The sequence below is a fragment of the Hyphomicrobiales bacterium genome (assembly GCA_002869065.1).
Lineage (GTDB): Bacteria > Pseudomonadota > Alphaproteobacteria > Rhizobiales > Rhodobiaceae > Rhodobium.
Genome location: PKTR01000005.1, coordinates 128,938 through 144,665 on the forward strand (window position 1 = coordinate 128,938; position 15,728 = coordinate 144,665).

Sequence of the window (15,728 nt, forward strand, 5' to 3'; positions counted from 1 at the left end):
GCGGTCTGATCTGCATGCGGCCGGCTTTGCCTGGGAGGGTTCAAAGCCGTTCGATCCGCTGCGCAGTTTCGTCGATGATTGCGGCAACCTCATGCACCGTATCGCGGGTGGTGTCGTCATCCTCGATGCGCGCCCGCAAGGCGGCCTTCAGATTGTCCATCGCCCGGAAGATCGGGTTGATGTCCCGCTCGCCGATCCGGCCACCGAGCGTGGCGAGGCGGTCGAACAGACGGCGCACCGTTTCGGCATTGGTTTCCAGTTCGGCCGTGGCCTTTTCGGTCGTCGTGAAGACCTTGCGCGGGCCGCTGGAGTCGACCTCTTCGATGAGGCCCATATCCTGCAGCACCGAAAGAGCCGGATAGATCACGCCCGGGCTCGGGGCATAGACGCCCTGCGATGCCTCTTCGATGGCGCGGATCAGATCGTAGCCGTGGCGCGGCTCTTCCGCGACCAGCTTCAGCACCACGAGGCGCAGATCGTCGGACGTCAGAACGCGCCGACCATGACGCCGCCGTTCGCCGAAAATCTCTTCACTGCCGCGCCCGTGGCCACGCCCCGCACGGCCGCCATGGCCATGCTGATGGCGCCCACCCGGGCCTTTTTCATGTTGGTTTCTTCCATGTCTCATATGTGTTTTCTCCTGTTTAAGATATATTCAAGATATATCTTGATAGATCGCACTTCAAGACCGGCCCAAAAATATTTTTGCCGCCGCCCCGCGTCAAAAACCGCGTTGCCGAAAACCGGCGCGATCCCTACTGTCGCGTCATGTCGATGAACCCGCCCCGCTTCTCCCATACGCCCTATGCCGATCCGCGCGCCCGGCCCTTTGCCATCGGCATGGTGCCGCTGACGCCACTCGGCCTGTTCGAGGTCGATGCCGGCTACGGCGATTATCTGGCTGAGAAGCAGCGCCTGCTGGCGGAAAAACGCGACGCGGTCTTTCGCGTCGAGGACGGCACCGAGAACGCCCAGCGCGAGGTCCTCGATCTCGTCCTCGACGGTCTCGTTACCAATCACGGCGATCTCGTCTCGGTGGATGGCGATACGGTCATCGCAGCAGCGACCGGCGACAGCTTCCGTGTCTCGGATTTCGCCGCCGCACCGCTCGAACTCGCCAGCCGGCTGGTGCAGGAAGACCTCTGCCTGATGCGCAAGGGCGACGAGGGCTGGCGGCTCGCCGCGGCCTGCGTCTGTTTCCCGACGTCATGGTCGCTGGCGGAAAAGTTCTCCCGCCCGATGGCCGACATCCATCAGCCGGTGCCGGGTTTCGCCGGCCGCATGAACGCCATCATCGAGCGGATATTCGACAATCTGCTGGTCGACCAGCCGGTCGAACGCTTCAACTGGTCGTTCTACAGCGACGACGAGCTGCACCATCCCGAACCGCACGCGGAGAAATTCGAGGACCTCGATGACGAGGCGCTCGCCCGCACCCTCATCATCCGCGTGGAACGCCAGACCCTGACCCGGCTCGCCGGCAGCGGCGATATCCTGTTCACGATCCGCATCCACCGCGATCGGCTTGGCGAACTGACGAACCACGGCCAAGCAGCGGAACTGGCGGCCGGTTTGAAGATGCAGTTGATGGCGATGAACGAGGATCAGCTCGCCTACAAGGGCTTCATCCGCTCGCGCGACCGCATCGCAGCCTTTCTCGACACGCTCGGAGACTAAGACGGCCCGGTTAGAGCGTATTCCCGAACCGGAGGTCCGCGTAAGCGGAAAGTGGGAACCGGTTTTCGGACAAGAATACGCGTCTAAACAAGCCGACTAACTTGCGTTGCCGTCGAACAACCGCACGCCCGGCCGTCGCAGCACCAGAACCAGCGCCGCCCCGGTCAGCAGACCGCCGATATGCGCCCACCAGGCGACTTCGCCGTCGTCCGGCAACATCACATTGACGAACTGCAGCGCGATCCATGCGCCGAGCGCCCAGGCTGCCGAGATCGGTACCGGGATCTTGCTCAGCACCAGCACCCATACGCGGATCTTCGGATGCAGCATGAGATAGGCGGCAATGATGCCCGACGCCGCGCCGGACGCCCCGATCAGCGGCGCGTCCGAAGTCGGCATCATCATGATGTGGAAGGCGGCGGCACCGGCCGCGCAGGCGACGTAGAAGATCAGGAAGCGGAAGTGCCCCATGGCATCTTCGACATTGTCGCCGAACACCCAGATGAACAGCATGTTGCCGATCAGATGCAGCCAGTCGCCGTGCACGAAGGTGTAGGTAACGAGCGTCAGATTCTCCGGCACCAGCCCATAGCCCGGCGGCAGCACCTTCTGGTCGAGGATCACCGAGGGCACGACACCGAGGCCGAGCGCGTTCGCCTTCAGCCCGTCGATAAAGACGCCGCTCTGGAAGAAAACGAACATGAAGATGGCGATCGCCATCACACCGAGGGTGACATATTGCAGCCGGACGTGTTCGAGCCGGTTGTAATCATAGATCGGAATGAACATCCGCCCGGCTCTCCGTTCTAGCCCGCCTACCGGTTCTGGCCCGGCACCCAAAGAACGTCGGCGCGACCATGATCGTTGACGTGGCGCGCGGCGACGAAGAAGAAATCCGAAAGCCGGTTGAGATAGCGCGGCACCGGCGTGCCGACCTCTTCATCCTCGCATGAGGAAAGTTCGACGACCATACGCTCGGCGCGGCGCGAAACCGTGCGGCAGAGGTGCAGATAGGCCGCCGCCGGCGACCCGCCCGGCAGCACGAAGGAGCGCAGCGGCTCGAGATCGGCATTCAGCTTGTCGATCTCTTTTTCCAACCGCGTGACCTGCGCGTCGGTGATGCGCAGCGGCTCGTAGCCGAGATACTCAGCCGTTGGCGGCGTCGCCAGATCGGCGCCAAGATCGAACAGATCGTTCTGGATGCGCATCAGCATCGCGTCGAGGTCCGGCAGGTCGGCCGTGTGCAGGCGCACCAGCCCGACCGTCGCGTTGGTTTCGTCGACCGTGCCGTAGGCCGCAACCCGCAGATCGTATTTCGCGCGGCGCGCTCCGCTTGCCAGCGCCGTGGTGCCGTCATCACCGGTCTTTGTGTAGATCTTGTTCAAAACAACCACGGAACCGCTCTCCGAAACCCGAATCTGTTCGCCCGGTCAGGCCTTCGACATGAAGTAGATGGCCGCCATGACGATCGCAAGCGCCACTGCCTGCAGGATGACGCGGGCGCGCATCAGGTTCTGCGAGGTTTTCGCACTGCCGCCGCGCACCATGTTGAAAAGTCCAAGGATCAGCACGATGGCGACAAGGCCGAGTGCGATCGGGATGAGGTTGTAAAAGACGCTGGCCATGATGCGGGCGGAATCCTCGCGCGTGGAAAGGGAACAGGCCGTGAAAGGTAGGGCGTTTCGGCGGCCTGAGAAAGCCGGGCCGCCACAAAAAGCTGAAAACCCTTCGCGTCTCAGGTGTTGGCGTTGGAAACGGCGGCAAGAAATCGCTGCATCAGCCGGTTCGGCAGGATGCGTTTCAGTGCGCCCATCAGATAGGTCGGGAAGGTCACGCAGTAATAGGGCTTAGGGCGCGAACTCATGAGCGCATGGCGCAGCTTGGCGACCACCGCGCTCGATTGCAGCGTGAAGACACCGGCGCTGCGCCCACGGAACCGCCCGAGGCTCTCCTCATAGACCTTTTGATGCGGCGACCCCTCGATCACGATGTTGCGGCGGAAGGCGGCAACCGCGTTCTGGCCGAACTTGGTGGCGATCGGTCCCGGCTCGATCGAGACGACCGCAATCCCCGTGCCATAGAGTTCCTGGCGCAGCGTGTCGGTGAGGCCTTCGAGCGCGAATTTCGACGCGTTGTAGGCGCCGCGATACTTCATCGCGACGAAGCCGAGCACCGACGAGCACTGGATGATGCGCCCGCGCCCGTTCGCCCGCATCGCCGGAATGAGCCGCCGCGTCAGCTCATGCCAGCCGAACAGATTGGTCTCGAACTGAACGCGCAGCGCATCCGTCGGCAGATCCTCCACCGCGCCCGGCTGGCCATAGGCGCCATTGTTGAAGAGCGCGTAGAGCTTGCCGTTCGTGCGCTCCAGCACCGTTGCGGCAACTGCCTCGATCGAGGCCTGATCCGTATAGTCGAGATAGAGCGCCTCGATGCCGTCGACCGCGTCGAGCCGGGCGATGTCTTCCGCCTTGCGCGCGGTCGCAAACACCCGCCAGCCGCGCGCCGCGAGATCGAGCGCGGCAGCTTCGCCAATGCCCGACGAGCAGCCGGTGATCAGGATCGATTTGTCACTCATGGTCACAGCGTCCTCAATGACTGGCGCGAGATGCGGCAAAGGGTCTGTCGCCTCGAACGAGAAGCAGTAGACAAAAGGTGCTCTCGGCAAGCAAGCAAATGGCATAGGCCGGCATGAAGCTCGCGGTCAGCTCCGGCGCGAGCAGGCGGATGAAACTACCGGCGAGATAGACCGCTCCGGCGGCGAGCAGCGCAAACCCGATCAATCTGGCGATACCGCCGACGCGAGCCAGCAGCATGCCGACCAGCAGCGAGTTCACGCCGAAGAACAACAGCCCGATATCGTAGCCGATACCGTGCATCGCGATCAGCGTATAGGCCACGCCCTGCCCTTGATCGGCCGCGGCAAACCCATCGCCACCGAGCGCAACGAGCGCGCCGGCAAGAAGTGCCAGCCCGGCGCCGATGATCGCCGCCTGCACCAGCCGGAATGCGGTCGCGGCCAGCGCAAGACCTTCGCCGAACGCCCGCAAGAGCCGATAGAGCAGGATCGCAAGGGCCACGTCCGACAGCGCCATCACGGCATCGGCGGACATGCTGAGCCGGAACAGCCCCTCCGCCGCGATCACATTGGCTACCGTCGCAGCCGCATCGCCCGCAACGATCAGACCGGCGCGGACGCCCGCCTCGCTCCACACGCCGCAGACGATGATGATGAGATAGAGCACGCCGGCCAGCCGCGCGGTCGGAAAAGCAGTTCGCGAAGCGGCGCGGTTGGTCACGGCAGATCCTTTGGTGACGGCAGTGGGCGGCTCAGTTTCCGTCCGGCAGATTGGCCTGGATGAAGGTGACGAGCTTCCAGCGCTCCTCGTCGCTCAACACGTCCTTGAAGGCCGGCATATCGGTCTTGAGCGCTTCGCCGCCCTCGCTGATCGACCACATCAGAAAGCCGTCGGAAGACACGAGCTTCATCATCATGGCCGGACCACCGCCCATGCCCATTCCCATGCCACGGCCCATGCCCATTCCGGGGCCCATGCCCATTCCGGAGCCCATTCCGCCCATACCCATACCGCCCATGCCGGCTGCACGGTCCTGCATCATCTTGTCGACAGTGGCCTGATCGAGCATGCGCAGCGCCGGCGCCGGCGGCGTCAGGTCCTTGCCGGCCTCGCCCTCGCCGCGACCGTTGACGCCGTGGCAGCTCTCGCAATTGTCGGCGAAGAGCTGCCGCCCTTCGGCAATGACATCAATCGATGAGACAACCGGATTCTGCATCAGTTGATAGGGAGCCGGCACACCATTGAAGCGCACGACGCGATGGCGGGTCGGATTGTGTCGCCCCATGCCCATCTGCGCGACCGCGACACTTGTGCCGACGAGCAGCAGCGCGGCCCCCACGGCCGCGACCGAGGTGAACGGCTTGTTCGACATGACGTCTTCCTTCCCAAATGCGGATGCGAGCGGAGGAGCCTTCCGCAGCGTGATTCTGCAGCTAACATAAATCGTCGGCAGAAATTTTCAGCATCACAAAACGGCAAAGATCGATTGCACCGGCCCATTCCTTCGCCGAAGATCGCCGCTCTCGCATCCGACGAAGGCAGCTTCATGACCGATGATCGATCCCGCCTCGCCCGCCTGCCGTTCTACTACGGCTGGGTGGTGGTCGCCGTCGCCTTCGTGACGCTTGGCATCGCGGTCAATGCGCGCACCTCGTTTTCCCTTCTGTTTCCGCCGATCCTCGACGAATTCGGCTGGGATCGCGGCACCACTGCGGCGGCCTTTTCGGTCGGCTTCATCGTCTCGACGGCGTTTACCCCGCTGATCGGCCACATGGTCGACCGCCGCGGCCCACAATTCGTCATCCCGCTCGGCGCGGCGCTGGTCGCAAGCGGCTTCGCGCTCGCCACCCTGATGACCTCGCCGATTGTGCTCTACGCAACGCTCGGCCTGATGGTCGTCGGCGGCAGCATCTCGATGAGCTATATCGGCCATTCGATGTTCCTGCCGTCCTGGTTCGCCAGAAAGCGCGGCCTTGCCGTCGGCATCGCCTTTGCCGGCGTCGGCATCGGCGCCATCGCCTTCCTGCCGCTGATCCAGCACATCATCGAGGCCTATGACTGGCGCGCCGCCTGCCTTGTCATGGCCGCAGCCGTGCTGCTGCTCTTTCCCCTCAACATGATCTTCCAGCGCCGCCGTCCGGCCGATCTCGGCCTCGAGCCCGACGGCGACGGCCGTGGCGGACGCACCCGCCCGCTCGATGTCGACCCGGTCGTCGACCGCGTCTGGGTCGAGACAAACTGGACCTTGAAGACGGCGGCGAGAACCGCCCGATTCTGGTGGATCTTCGTCGGCTATTTCTGCGGCCTCTTTGCCTGGTACGCGGTGCAGGTGCACCAGACCAAGTTCCTCATCGACGCCGGCTTTTCGAGCGAGACGGCGGCCTTCGCGCTCGGGCTCGTTGGCCTCTTCGCCATCGCTGGCCAGATCGGCATCGGCGCCTTTTCCGATCGCGCCGGGCGCGAACCGGCCTGGGGTCTGGCGCTTGCCGGCTTCGCGCTCTGCTACGCCGCGCTGATCCTGATCGCCCGCTACCCGACGACGCCGATGATGCTGGCGATGGTGATCACACAAGGGATGTTCGGCTACGGCCTCGCCTCGCTCTATGGCGCCATCCCCGCCGACATCTTCGCCGGACCGCGCTTCGCCTCGATCTTTTCGGTGTGCAGCCTCGGCGGCAATCTCGGCGCCGGCATCGGCCCATGGATTACCGGCATCCTGCACGACCAGACGGGCAGCTACGTGCCGGCCTGGTGGCTCGCCTTCGCTCTGTCGCTGTTCTCGATCCTGTGCATCTTCATGGCAAGCCCGCGCAAGGTCCGCCTGGTTCCGGGCCGCGCCAAGGCACTCGCCGCAAAGGCCGGCTGAGCCCGCTTATTTCGCGTAAGCGATGCGGTAGATCAGCCCGGCATAATCGTCGGAGACGAGCAGCGAGCCATCCGCCAGTTCCAGAACATCGACCGGCCGCCCGGTGACGCCCCCGCCCGGCCGCAACCAGCCATCGATGAAGACCTCATGGTCGACCGCCTTGCCGGCCTCATCGAAGCGGACCCGCACCAGCCGGTAGCCGATCGGATCGGACCGGTTCCACGAGCCGTGCTGCGCGACGATGGCATCGCCGCGATACTCAGCCGGAAAGCCAGTCCCCCGGATGAAGCGGAAGCCGAGATTGGCCGAATGGGCGTCGAAATCGATCACGGTGGGGATCGCCGGCTGCGGCGGCGTGCGGCCCTCATAACCGGTCAGCGCGATGTCCTTGCCGCCACGATAGGGAAAGCCGAAGAAACCGCCGGGCTGTTCGATCTCGTTCAGCTCGTCCGGCGGGATCAGATCGCCCATGCGGTCGGCGCCATTGTCGGTGAAGAAAAGATTGCCCGTCACCGGGTTCCAGTCGAAGCCGACCGTATTGCGCACGCCCGACGCCAGAATTTGCGGATTGCCGCCATCCGCATCGATGGCGATCAGCGTGCCCTCATAGTCCTTCGTCTCACAGATGTTGCACGGCGCGCCGACGCCGATATGGAACCGACCGTCCGGCCCGAAGCGCGCATAGCGCCAGCCATGTCCGCGGTAATTCGGCAGGCCGGTGAAAATCGTCTCGGCGGAGCGCAACGGCGCGGCGAGCGTGCCGTCGGCATTGATCGGCGCGGCGATCACCCTGTTCTGTAGCGCGATCAAGAGCTTGCCATCGCGACAGTCGAGCCCGTTCGGCACCCTGAGGCCTGAGCCGACCACCGTCACACTGTCAGCGGCGCCGTTTCGGTCGTCGTCGCGCACCGCATAGACCGTGTCGTCGCGCGTGCCGACATAGAGCACCTCGCCGCACATCGCCATTGAACGCGCGCCCGACGCTTGCGCAAAAACGCTGATCGAAAACCCGTCCGGCAACGAGAGCCCATCGAGGATTCGCTCGGCCTGTGCTGCGGCAGGCAACACCGACAGAACCGAGAGGATCGCTCCGGAAAGCAGAACCGACAGGTGTTTCATCAATCGAGATGGGTTGGTCATCATCGCCTTCCGTTCCGCGCGTCCCGAGCCCTTGCAGGAAAATCTAGCTCACGGGAAATGGCAGAACAGAGGCGGCAGATCACATTTGCGGCAGCGGCCCGCTCAGCGAGCGCAGGAACGCGGCGATCGCCTCGACCTCGGCGCTGCTCAACGCCCGGTCGCGCACGACGGTCACCCGGCTGCCGGAACCCTCGCCACTGCCATTGCCGTCGGCGATCAGCGTCACGTCGTCGGCCGGATCGTCGCTCAGAACCTTGTTGAGCTGTGACACCGCCATGACGCGCACCGCTTCTTCCAGCGTCGCGACAGAGCCGTTGTGAAAATACGGGCCGGTGAGCGCGACATTGCGCAGCGACGGCACCCGCCAGATGGCCGGCTTGCCATCGACCAGCAGGTCGTATTTGCCGATGAAATCGTTGTCCGGATAGACCGGGAACGGGCGATAAGTGCCGAAATTCTTGACCTTGCCCGCGCTGGAAAACAGCGGATCGAGATGACAGGTGCGGCAGCCATTGGCCTCGAACAGCGCCATGCCCTGCCGTTGCTGCGCCGTCAGCGCATTCGTGTCGCCAAGCACGTAGCGGTCATAGGGCGCGTTCGGCGTGATCAGCGTGCGCTCGAAGGCGGCAATCGCGCGCACAATGTTGCGCGCCGAGATCGGATCCTCCCCGCCGAAGACGGCAGCAAATGCCGGCCGATAGCCCGAGTTCTCGCGCACCCGCTCGACCAGCGCGTCGGCTGATGGCAACGCCATCTCGACCAGATTGAGGAACGGCCCGAGTGCCTGATCCTCGAGCGAGGCTGCCCGCCCGTCCCAGAACAGCCGCGTCAGGAACGCCGCGTTCAACACGGTCGGCGCGTTGCGGTTGCCGGTCAGCCCTGAAATGCCGGTCGACACCGAGGCGTTGTCATCGCCGCCTTCGCCGAGCTTGTGGCAGGAGGCACAGGACACCGTGCGGTCGAGCGAAAGCGAGGCATCGAAGAAAAGCTTCCTGCCGAGCGCGACCTTGTCCGCTGTTTGCGGATTGTCGCGCGGTGCGGGCGCCGCTTCCGGCAGCGCCCGCCACGCCGCCCACAGCGCCGAGTCAGAGGGGGGTTGGGGTGATGGCGTCCGAGGGGCGGTGCGTGCCTCGACCGCGCGGCCGTAGTTGGCGGCAAGCGCGGCGATATCGGTGTGATCGAGCGAACCGAGATAGACGATCAGCGCGGCCTTGATGGTGAAGGCGATAACGCCGAAGCCGAGCCCGCCCATCAGGGCGAACCTGCCGGGCAGGGACAGCCCCGTGCGCCGGCCAAGCTCGTTGGCGACAAGCAGAAGCGTCACGACCCCGAACAGGATACTGATGATGAAGATGCTCAGAATGCTGGCGTCCATGACACTTCTCCCTGCCGCCTCGGGTGGCGGGCACGGCGCGGCGGCGACCGCACCCGCCCTTCCGGGGCGTGCTCTCGGCGTTACTTGATCTCGACGATGTCGGCGCGGGTGGATTCAAAGAACGCCACCACGTCCTTGCGCTCGCGATCGGGCACCTGGAACTTGTCCAGCGTCGCGTTCAGATGCGTCATCAGCCGGTCCCAGTCCTCGCCGTCGATGCGCATGCCGACATGGGAGAGCTTCATCTCGCGGCCACGGTAATAGAGTGGCCCGCCCGCCTCATGGGCGATGAAATCGACGATGAGCTGCACCTCGCGCTGGATGCCGTCCTTGCCGCGATGGGCCCAGAAGCGCCCGAGCTTTTCGTCCGCCATCAGACGGGCGGCAACGTCCTGGGTGACGGCTTCGATGGCGTCATAGCCGCCGAGCCGCTGATAGAGCGTTGCCTCGTCGGCGAGCGCCGCGCCGGGAATCAGCAACAGGCCGGCAAGCGCCAGGCCACGGAAACGGTTGAGGGCGAGAGACATGGAGTATCTCCTTGAAAACACGGAAGGAAAAGAATGATCGTCAGGCCGTTGGCCCTTGCGCAAAGAGATAGATCAGGCTATTTAAATAGAGAAATTGTATTTATGAATGCGATTGATAGAGAAAAACTATAGGTAAGCCATGAAGCTCCGACAGCTCGAATTCGCCCTCGCCGTTGCCGAGACGACGTCGTTCAGCCGCGCGGCGGAACAGTGCCACGCGACCCAGCCGACGCTGTCGAACGCGGTGTCGCAACTGGAGGAGGAACTCGGCGGCAAGCTCTTCGTGCGCACCACCCGCAAGGTCGAGCTGACCCCCTTCGGCACCCACATGCTGCCCTATCTGCGCGCCGTGCTCGACGCCCGCGCCGAGCTGTCGCGCGCGGCCGACGCCTATCGCGATCCCGACAACCGCATGCTGCGCATCGGCTTCTCGCCGCTCGTCGACATGAAGCTCCTGGACCGCATCCTCGGCCCCTTCCGCCGGCAGAACCCCGACGTCGCGATCTTCTTCAAGGAATGTCTGCTCGACGACCTGTCGCAACGCCTCGCCAACAATGTCGTCGACATCGCCATCGTGCCCGAGACCATGCTGGAACCGGGTCTCGAACGACGCGCCTTCTACAACGACCCGCTGTTCTATCTGCCGCGCGACGGCGGCGGGGTAACGCCCGAGACCGGCGCACTGGCGCTCACCGCCCTGCCCGACGATCCCGTCATCCTGACCGGCGGCGGCTGCGGCCTCAACGGCGCGCTCGCCACCCTCTTTGCCGAGGACGGCGCCAGCCTCACCGCCTATCCCGGCCAGGCGATCAGCTATCCGGTGATCGAGGAATGGACCGATCTCGGCATCGGCGCCGGCATATTGCCGAAGGCGAAACTCTCCATCGCGACGAACCGTGCAGTCCCGCTGCGCCGCGCCGATGGCCGCGCCGCCGCCTTCACCTTCGAATGGCTGTGGACGGAAACGGCGCCGGCAAAGCCCGAGGTCGCCGCCTTCCTCGACTACATCGGCACAACCGTCCCGGCGCTGATCGCCGGCAATGCCGACGACCGCCTCCGGCTGGTGAAATCGTAACCGGCGCTACGTCCCCGCCTTGCCGTAGCCACCGCCGGTCGGGGTGATGACGGTGACCGTGTCGCCCGGATTGAGCACGGTGTGATCGCAGCCGGCGAGTTCCTGCTCGCTGCCGTCGGTGCGATGCACGATGGTGTGGCCGACCTCGCCCAGCTCGCCGCCATGCAGCCCGTGCGGCGGCACGGTGCGATGCGAGGAGAGGATCGCGCAGTCCATCGTCTCGAGGAAGCGGATGGTGCGCGACGTGCCGTCGCCCGCATGCCACTTGCCCTTGCCGCCGGAGCCCTTGCGGATGTGGAAATCTTCCAGCAGGACCGGGAAGCGGAATTCGAGGATTTCCGGGTCGGTCAGCCGCGAATTGGTCATGTGGACATGCACGCCCGAGGTGCCGTTGAAACCCGGTCCCGCCGGCGAGCCCGAGCAGATCGTCTCGTAATACTGGTAGGTGTCGTTGCCGAAGGTCAGATTGTTCATCGTCCCTTCCGAAGCCGCCATCGCGTCGAGCGCGCCGAACAGCGCGTTGGTGACGTGCTGACTGGTCTCCACATTGCCGGCGACGACGGCGGCCGGATAGCTCGGCTTCAACATGCAGCCATCCGGGATGATCACGTTGATGGGGCGCAGACAGCCCGCATTCATCGGGATGTTGTCTTCCACCATGACGCGGAAGCAATAGAGCACCGCGGCGCGGGCCACCGGCTCCGGCGCGTTGAAATTGTTCGGCTGCACCGGGCTCGTGCCGGTGAAGTCGACGGTCGCCTCGCGCTTTTCCTTGTCGACGGTGATCTTCACCTTGATCGTCGCGCCCTGGTCCGTGGTTAGCGAGAACTCGGAATCCTTCAGCGCGTCGATGACCCGGCGCACGCTCTCCGCCGCATTGTCCTGCACATGGCCCATATAGGCGCGCACCACATCGAGGCCGAAATGGCCGACCATCTTGCGCAGTTCCTGCACGCCCTTCTCGTTGGCGGCGATCTGCGCCTTCAGATCGGCGATGTTCTGCGTGACGTTGCGCACCGGATATTTGTTGCCGGTGAGAAGCTGGATGAGCCCCGCCTCATCGAAGCGGCCGCGGTCGACCAGCTTGAAATTGTCGATCAGCACGCCTTCCTCGTCGACATTGGTCGCGAGCGGTGTCATCGAGCCCGGCGCCGTGCCGCCGACATCGGCGTGGTGGCCGCGCGAGGCAACCCAGAACAGCACCTCGCTTTCGGCCTCGTCGAACACCGGCGTCACCACCGTGATGTCGGGCAGATGCGTGCCGCCATTGTAGGGGGCGTTCAGCGCAAACACGTCGCCCGGCGCGATCCGGCCCTTGTTCAGCTCGATGATCGTCTCGACGCTGCGGTCCATAGAGCCGAGATGCACCGGCATGTGCGGCGCATTGGCGACCAGCGTGCCCTCGGACGCAAACACCGCGCAGGAGAAGTCGAGCCGCTCCTTGATATTGACCGAATAGGCCGTGTTCTGCAGCGTCATGCCCATCTGCTCGGCAATCGACATGAACAGGTTGTTGAACACTTCGAGCATCACCGGATCGGCGTCGGTGCCGAGCGCGGTACGCTTCGGCAGCGGCACGGCGCGCGTCAGGATGACGTGATCGAGCGACGAGATTTCCGCCTGCCAGCCCGGCTCGACGACGATGGTCTGGTGCGGCTCGACGATCAGCGCCGGGCCGCCAAGCTTGTGACCGGGCGCCAGTGCCTCGCGCCGGTAGATCGCCGCGTCGTGCCAGCAGCCATCGGAGAAGATCGGGTTCTGGCCGGCAGCCTCCGGCGTGCCGCGCGCCGGCGTGTGTGCCGGCTCGGTCATGTCGACATCGCCGCCGACCGCCTCGACCTCGATCGCCTCGACGACGACCGGCTTATCCTCGAAAATGAATCCGAATTGCTTCTTGTGCGCTTCTTCGAAGATCGCGATCATTTCTTCCGTTGACGTAAACGGAATCTGGATCGGCATATCGGAGCCTTCGTAGCGCAGATGGGCGCGGCGCAACACGATGATATCGCTCGCAGCCAGCCCCTGCCCGGTCAGTTCGGCGGTGACCTCACCGGACAGCGCGTCGAGGACCGGCGCGAGCATCGCCGGCGTATCGGCCTCGAGCCGCTTGACGACGGCCTGCTGGCGGTCAGCGCGGATCTGCGCCAGCCCCATGCCATAGGCCGACAAAACGCCGGAAAGCGGGTGGATCAGCACCGTCTTCATGCCAAGCGCGTCGGCCACCATGCAGGCGTGCTGACCGCCAGCGCCACCGAAGCAGGTCAGCGCATATTCGGTGACGTCGTAGCCGCGCTGCACCGAGATCTTCTTGATCGCATTGGCCATGTTCTCGACCGCGATCTTGAGGAAGCCGTCGGCGACATCCTCGGGCGTGCGGCCGTTGCCGATCTCGCCCGCCATGTCGGCAAAAGCCGCCTTCACCGCACCCCCATCGAGCCGCTCGTCGCGGTTCGGGCCGAAGATCGGCGGGAAGTAGTCCGGCAGCAGCTTGCCGACCATGACGTTAGCGTCAGTTACCGCCAGTGGCCCGCCGCGGCGGTAGCATTTCGGCCCCGGATTGGCACCCGCCGAGTCCGGGCCGACGCGGAACCGCGCGCCGTCGAAGAACAGGATCGAGCCGCCGCCCGCCGCGACCGTGTGGATGCGCATCATCGGTGCGCGCATGCGCACGCCGGCAACCTCGGTCTCGAAGGCGCGCTCGAACTCACCATCGTAATGCGACACGTCGGTCGAGGTGCCGCCCATATCGAAGCCGATGACCTTCTCGAAACCGGCCATGCGGCTCGTTTCGACCGCGCCGACGACACCGCCCGCCGGGCCGGACAGGATCGCGTCCTTGCCCTGGAACAGATCGGCCGCCGTCAGGCCGCCCGACGACATCATGAACATCAGCTTGGTCGCCTCGGCGCCCACCGCCTGCTCGCCGGCGTTCAGCTGACTCGCCACCTGCTCCACATAGCGGCGCAGGATCGGCGACAGATAGGCATCGACCACGGTCGTGTCGCCGCGCCCGACCAGCTTGATAAGCGGCGAAACCTCGTGGCTCACCGAAACCTGCGTGAAGCCGATCTCGCGGGCCACCTTGGCAACACGCTTTTCGTGCTCGGGGAACGCATAAGCATGCATGAGGACAACCGCGACTGCACGGATGCCCGTATCGAAAGCGGCCTGCAGATCGGCGCGCACGGCGGCGAGATCCGGCTCGGCCTCGATCGTTCCGTCGGCGCGCACCCGCTCGGCGACCTCGACGACGCTCTCATAGAGCTGCTCGGGCAGGATGATTTCCTTGGCGAAAATCTCCGGCCGCGCCTGATAGCCTATGCGCAGCGCATCGCGGAACCCTCTAGTGATGACAAGCAGCGTGCGGTCGCCCTTGCGCTCGAGCAACGCGTTGGTCGCAACCGTCGTACCCATCTTCACCGCCGAAACCTGCGCCGCCGGGATCGGTTCGCCAGACGCAACGCCAAGCAGCTCGCGAATGCCCTGAATGGCCGCGTCGCGATAGCTCTCGGGGTTTTCGGAAAGGAGCTTGTGCGCCTTCAGGCTGCCATCAGGCTTGCGCGCGACGATGTCGGTGAAGGTGCCGCCGCGATCGATCCAGAAATCCCACTTGCCGCTGCCAATCGCCGCCATGTCCGTCTCCGTGAAGCCTGTCCGGGGTGTCTGCGAGCGTCATCGCCTGCAATGCCCGGTTGGTAATCCAGCGCTTTTTCAAGGCCGAAAAGTCGCGCAACTTTCCGCCAATATGCTCTAGACTGTGCACATAAGGACGATATCACGTCAACATTTTGTTGATAAATTATCGATGTCATCGCACAGTGAATGCGATGGAGGAGCCGGGAACAATGGCCGACAACAAAAGCGCAAAGCCCGCCGGAAAATCGGAAAACGCCACCAGCCCGGCGCCGCGCCGCACCGGCCCGGTCGTCTCGGCCGCCCATCTGGCGACCGGCGCCCTGCCGGCCATGTCGGAACTCGAATTCGCGCTCACCATGACCAACAACGCCTTCCAGCGCTGGATCGTGCGCTGCATGGCGGCGACCGGTATCGAGGGCCTCGGCGCGCTCGATGTGCTCGTCCTGCACAGCGTCAACCATCGCGGCCGCGCCAAGACGATCGCCGACATCTGCCTGATCCTCAACATCGAAGACACCCACACGGTGATCTACGCCGTGCGCAAGCTGGAGGCCGCCGGCCTCGTCGAATCCGGCAAGCGCGGCAAGGAAAAGACCGTCGCCATCACGCCTGCCGGCGAAGAGACCTGCTCGGCCTATCGCGAGCTGCGCGAAGACCTGCTGATCGGCAACATCGCCGGCTTCTCCTTCAGCGAGGAAGACATCTCCCGCCTCGCCGCCCTGTTGCGCGCCGTCTCCGGCCACTACGACCAGGCGGCGCGGGCAGCCGCGAGCCTCTAAAGCGCGTTCCCGAACCGGCCACAAAAAACGGCGGCCCGAGAGCCGCCGTTTTTGTATTCGCAGTAAGCCTCTGC

General features: G+C 64.7%; 14 protein-coding genes and 1 pseudogene. 4 read left to right on the top strand and 11 right to left on the bottom strand.

From position 1 onward, the window contains the following. Window positions 1-40 precede the first annotated feature (40 nt). Entirely contained in the window at window positions 41-628 is a 588-nt protein-coding gene (locus C0606_14605) for a PadR family transcriptional regulator (GenBank protein PLX36508.1), read from the bottom strand. 140 nt (window positions 629-768) lie between these two features. Between C0606_14605 and C0606_14610 the strand changes: the two genes are divergently transcribed. Then, window positions 769-1,677 carry a hypothetical protein gene (locus C0606_14610; protein ID PLX36618.1) on the top strand — a complete coding sequence of 303 codons (909 nt, stop codon included), beginning with the start codon at window positions 769-771 and terminating at the stop codon, window positions 1,675-1,677. A gap of 96 nt (window positions 1,678-1,773) precedes the next feature. On the opposite strand, the gene C0606_14615 is transcribed toward C0606_14610, so the two are convergent. The 6 genes and pseudogenes from C0606_14615 to C0606_14640 all read right to left on the bottom strand — a co-directional run bounded on the left by C0606_14615 (window position 1,774) and on the right by C0606_14640 (window position 5,472). Beyond that, window positions 1,774-2,466 carry a rhomboid family intramembrane serine protease gene (locus tag C0606_14615; protein ID PLX36509.1) on the bottom strand — a complete coding sequence of 231 codons (693 nt, stop codon included), beginning with the start codon at window positions 2,464-2,466 and terminating at the stop codon, window positions 1,774-1,776. A 26-nt stretch (window positions 2,467-2,492) separates the two neighbouring features. Next, window positions 2,493-3,071: an ATP:cob(I)alamin adenosyltransferase gene (locus tag C0606_14620; protein PLX36510.1), complete on the bottom strand. Its 579-nt coding sequence runs from the start codon at window positions 3,069-3,071 to the stop codon at window positions 2,493-2,495. A gap of 36 nt (window positions 3,072-3,107) precedes the next feature. Beyond that, entirely contained in the window at window positions 3,108-3,302 is a 195-nt protein-coding gene (locus tag C0606_14625) for a hypothetical protein (GenBank protein PLX36511.1), read from the bottom strand. A 110-nt stretch (window positions 3,303-3,412) separates the two neighbouring features. Further along, window positions 3,413-4,255 carry a short-chain dehydrogenase gene (locus C0606_14630; protein PLX36512.1) on the bottom strand — a complete coding sequence of 281 codons (843 nt, stop codon included), beginning with the start codon at window positions 4,253-4,255 and terminating at the stop codon, window positions 3,413-3,415. A gap of 13 nt (window positions 4,256-4,268) precedes the next feature. After that, window positions 4,269-4,976 (bottom strand): DUF4386 domain-containing protein, encoded by a 708-nt coding sequence (locus tag C0606_14635; GenBank protein ID PLX36513.1) that lies wholly within the window; start codon window positions 4,974-4,976, stop codon window positions 4,269-4,271. Between the two features lie 268 nt (window positions 4,977-5,244). Further along, window positions 5,245-5,472: pseudogene (locus C0606_14640) on the bottom strand (hypothetical protein). Between the two features lie 330 nt (window positions 5,473-5,802). On the opposite strand from C0606_14640, the gene C0606_14645 reads away from it, so the two are divergent. Continuing rightward, the gene (locus C0606_14645; GenBank protein ID PLX36619.1) at window positions 5,803-7,122 is read left to right on the top strand and encodes an MFS transporter; all 1,320 of its coding nucleotides are present in this window, start codon (window positions 5,803-5,805) and stop codon (window positions 7,120-7,122) included. A 6-nt stretch (window positions 7,123-7,128) separates the two neighbouring features. On the opposite strand, the gene C0606_14650 is transcribed toward C0606_14645, so the two are convergent. The 3 genes from C0606_14650 to C0606_14660 all read right to left on the bottom strand — a co-directional run bounded on the left by C0606_14650 (window position 7,129) and on the right by C0606_14660 (window position 10,164). Next, window positions 7,129-8,265 carry a sorbosone dehydrogenase gene (locus C0606_14650; protein ID PLX36514.1) on the bottom strand — a complete coding sequence of 379 codons (1,137 nt, stop codon included), beginning with the start codon at window positions 8,263-8,265 and terminating at the stop codon, window positions 7,129-7,131. A 76-nt stretch (window positions 8,266-8,341) separates the two neighbouring features. Further along, window positions 8,342-9,637 carry a hypothetical protein gene (locus C0606_14655; GenBank protein PLX36515.1) on the bottom strand — a complete coding sequence of 432 codons (1,296 nt, stop codon included), beginning with the start codon at window positions 9,635-9,637 and terminating at the stop codon, window positions 8,342-8,344. An 80-nt stretch (window positions 9,638-9,717) separates the two neighbouring features. Next, the gene (locus C0606_14660; GenBank protein PLX36516.1) at window positions 9,718-10,164 is read right to left on the bottom strand and encodes a group 1 truncated hemoglobin; all 447 of its coding nucleotides are present in this window, start codon (window positions 10,162-10,164) and stop codon (window positions 9,718-9,720) included. 139 nt (window positions 10,165-10,303) lie between these two features. Between C0606_14660 and C0606_14665 the strand changes: the two genes are divergently transcribed. After that, window positions 10,304-11,239, top strand: a complete 936-nt coding sequence (locus tag C0606_14665; protein ID PLX36517.1) for a hypothetical protein — start codon at window positions 10,304-10,306, stop codon at window positions 11,237-11,239. Window positions 11,240-11,245: 6 nt separating this feature from the next. On the opposite strand, the gene C0606_14670 is transcribed toward C0606_14665, so the two are convergent. Further along, the gene (locus tag C0606_14670; GenBank protein ID PLX36518.1) at window positions 11,246-14,872 is read right to left on the bottom strand and encodes a 5-oxoprolinase; all 3,627 of its coding nucleotides are present in this window, start codon (window positions 14,870-14,872) and stop codon (window positions 11,246-11,248) included. 212 nt (window positions 14,873-15,084) lie between these two features. On the opposite strand from C0606_14670, the gene C0606_14675 reads away from it, so the two are divergent. Then, window positions 15,085-15,654, top strand: a complete 570-nt coding sequence (locus C0606_14675) for a transcriptional regulator (protein PLX36519.1) — start codon at window positions 15,085-15,087, stop codon at window positions 15,652-15,654. Window positions 15,655-15,728: the final 74 nt, after the last annotated feature.

Coding starts and splice junctions, on each gene's coding strand:
- C0606_14605 (PLX36508.1), bottom strand. CDS start 628: ATGAGACATGGAAGAAACCAACATGAAAAAGGCCCGGGTGGGCGCCAT.
- C0606_14615 (PLX36509.1), bottom strand. CDS start 2,466: ATGTTCATTCCGATCTATGATTACAACCGGCTCGAACACGTCCGGCTG.
- C0606_14610 (PLX36618.1), top strand. CDS start 769: ATGTCGATGAACCCGCCCCGCTTCTCCCATACGCCCTATGCCGATCCG.
- C0606_14645 (PLX36619.1), top strand. CDS start 5,803: ATGACCGATGATCGATCCCGCCTCGCCCGCCTGCCGTTCTACTACGGC.
- C0606_14630 (PLX36512.1), bottom strand. CDS start 4,255: ATGAGTGACAAATCGATCCTGATCACCGGCTGCTCGTCGGGCATTGGC.
- C0606_14655 (PLX36515.1), bottom strand. CDS start 9,637: ATGGACGCCAGCATTCTGAGCATCTTCATCATCAGTATCCTGTTCGGG.
- C0606_14665 (PLX36517.1), top strand. CDS start 10,304: ATGAAGCTCCGACAGCTCGAATTCGCCCTCGCCGTTGCCGAGACGACG.
- C0606_14650 (PLX36514.1), bottom strand. CDS start 8,265: ATGATGACCAACCCATCTCGATTGATGAAACACCTGTCGGTTCTGCTT.
- C0606_14625 (PLX36511.1), bottom strand. CDS start 3,302: ATGGCCAGCGTCTTTTACAACCTCATCCCGATCGCACTCGGCCTTGTC.
- C0606_14670 (PLX36518.1), bottom strand. CDS start 14,872: ATGGCGGCGATTGGCAGCGGCAAGTGGGATTTCTGGATCGATCGCGGC.
- C0606_14660 (PLX36516.1), bottom strand. CDS start 10,164: ATGTCTCTCGCCCTCAACCGTTTCCGTGGCCTGGCGCTTGCCGGCCTG.
- C0606_14675 (PLX36519.1), top strand. CDS start 15,085: ATGGCCGACAACAAAAGCGCAAAGCCCGCCGGAAAATCGGAAAACGCC.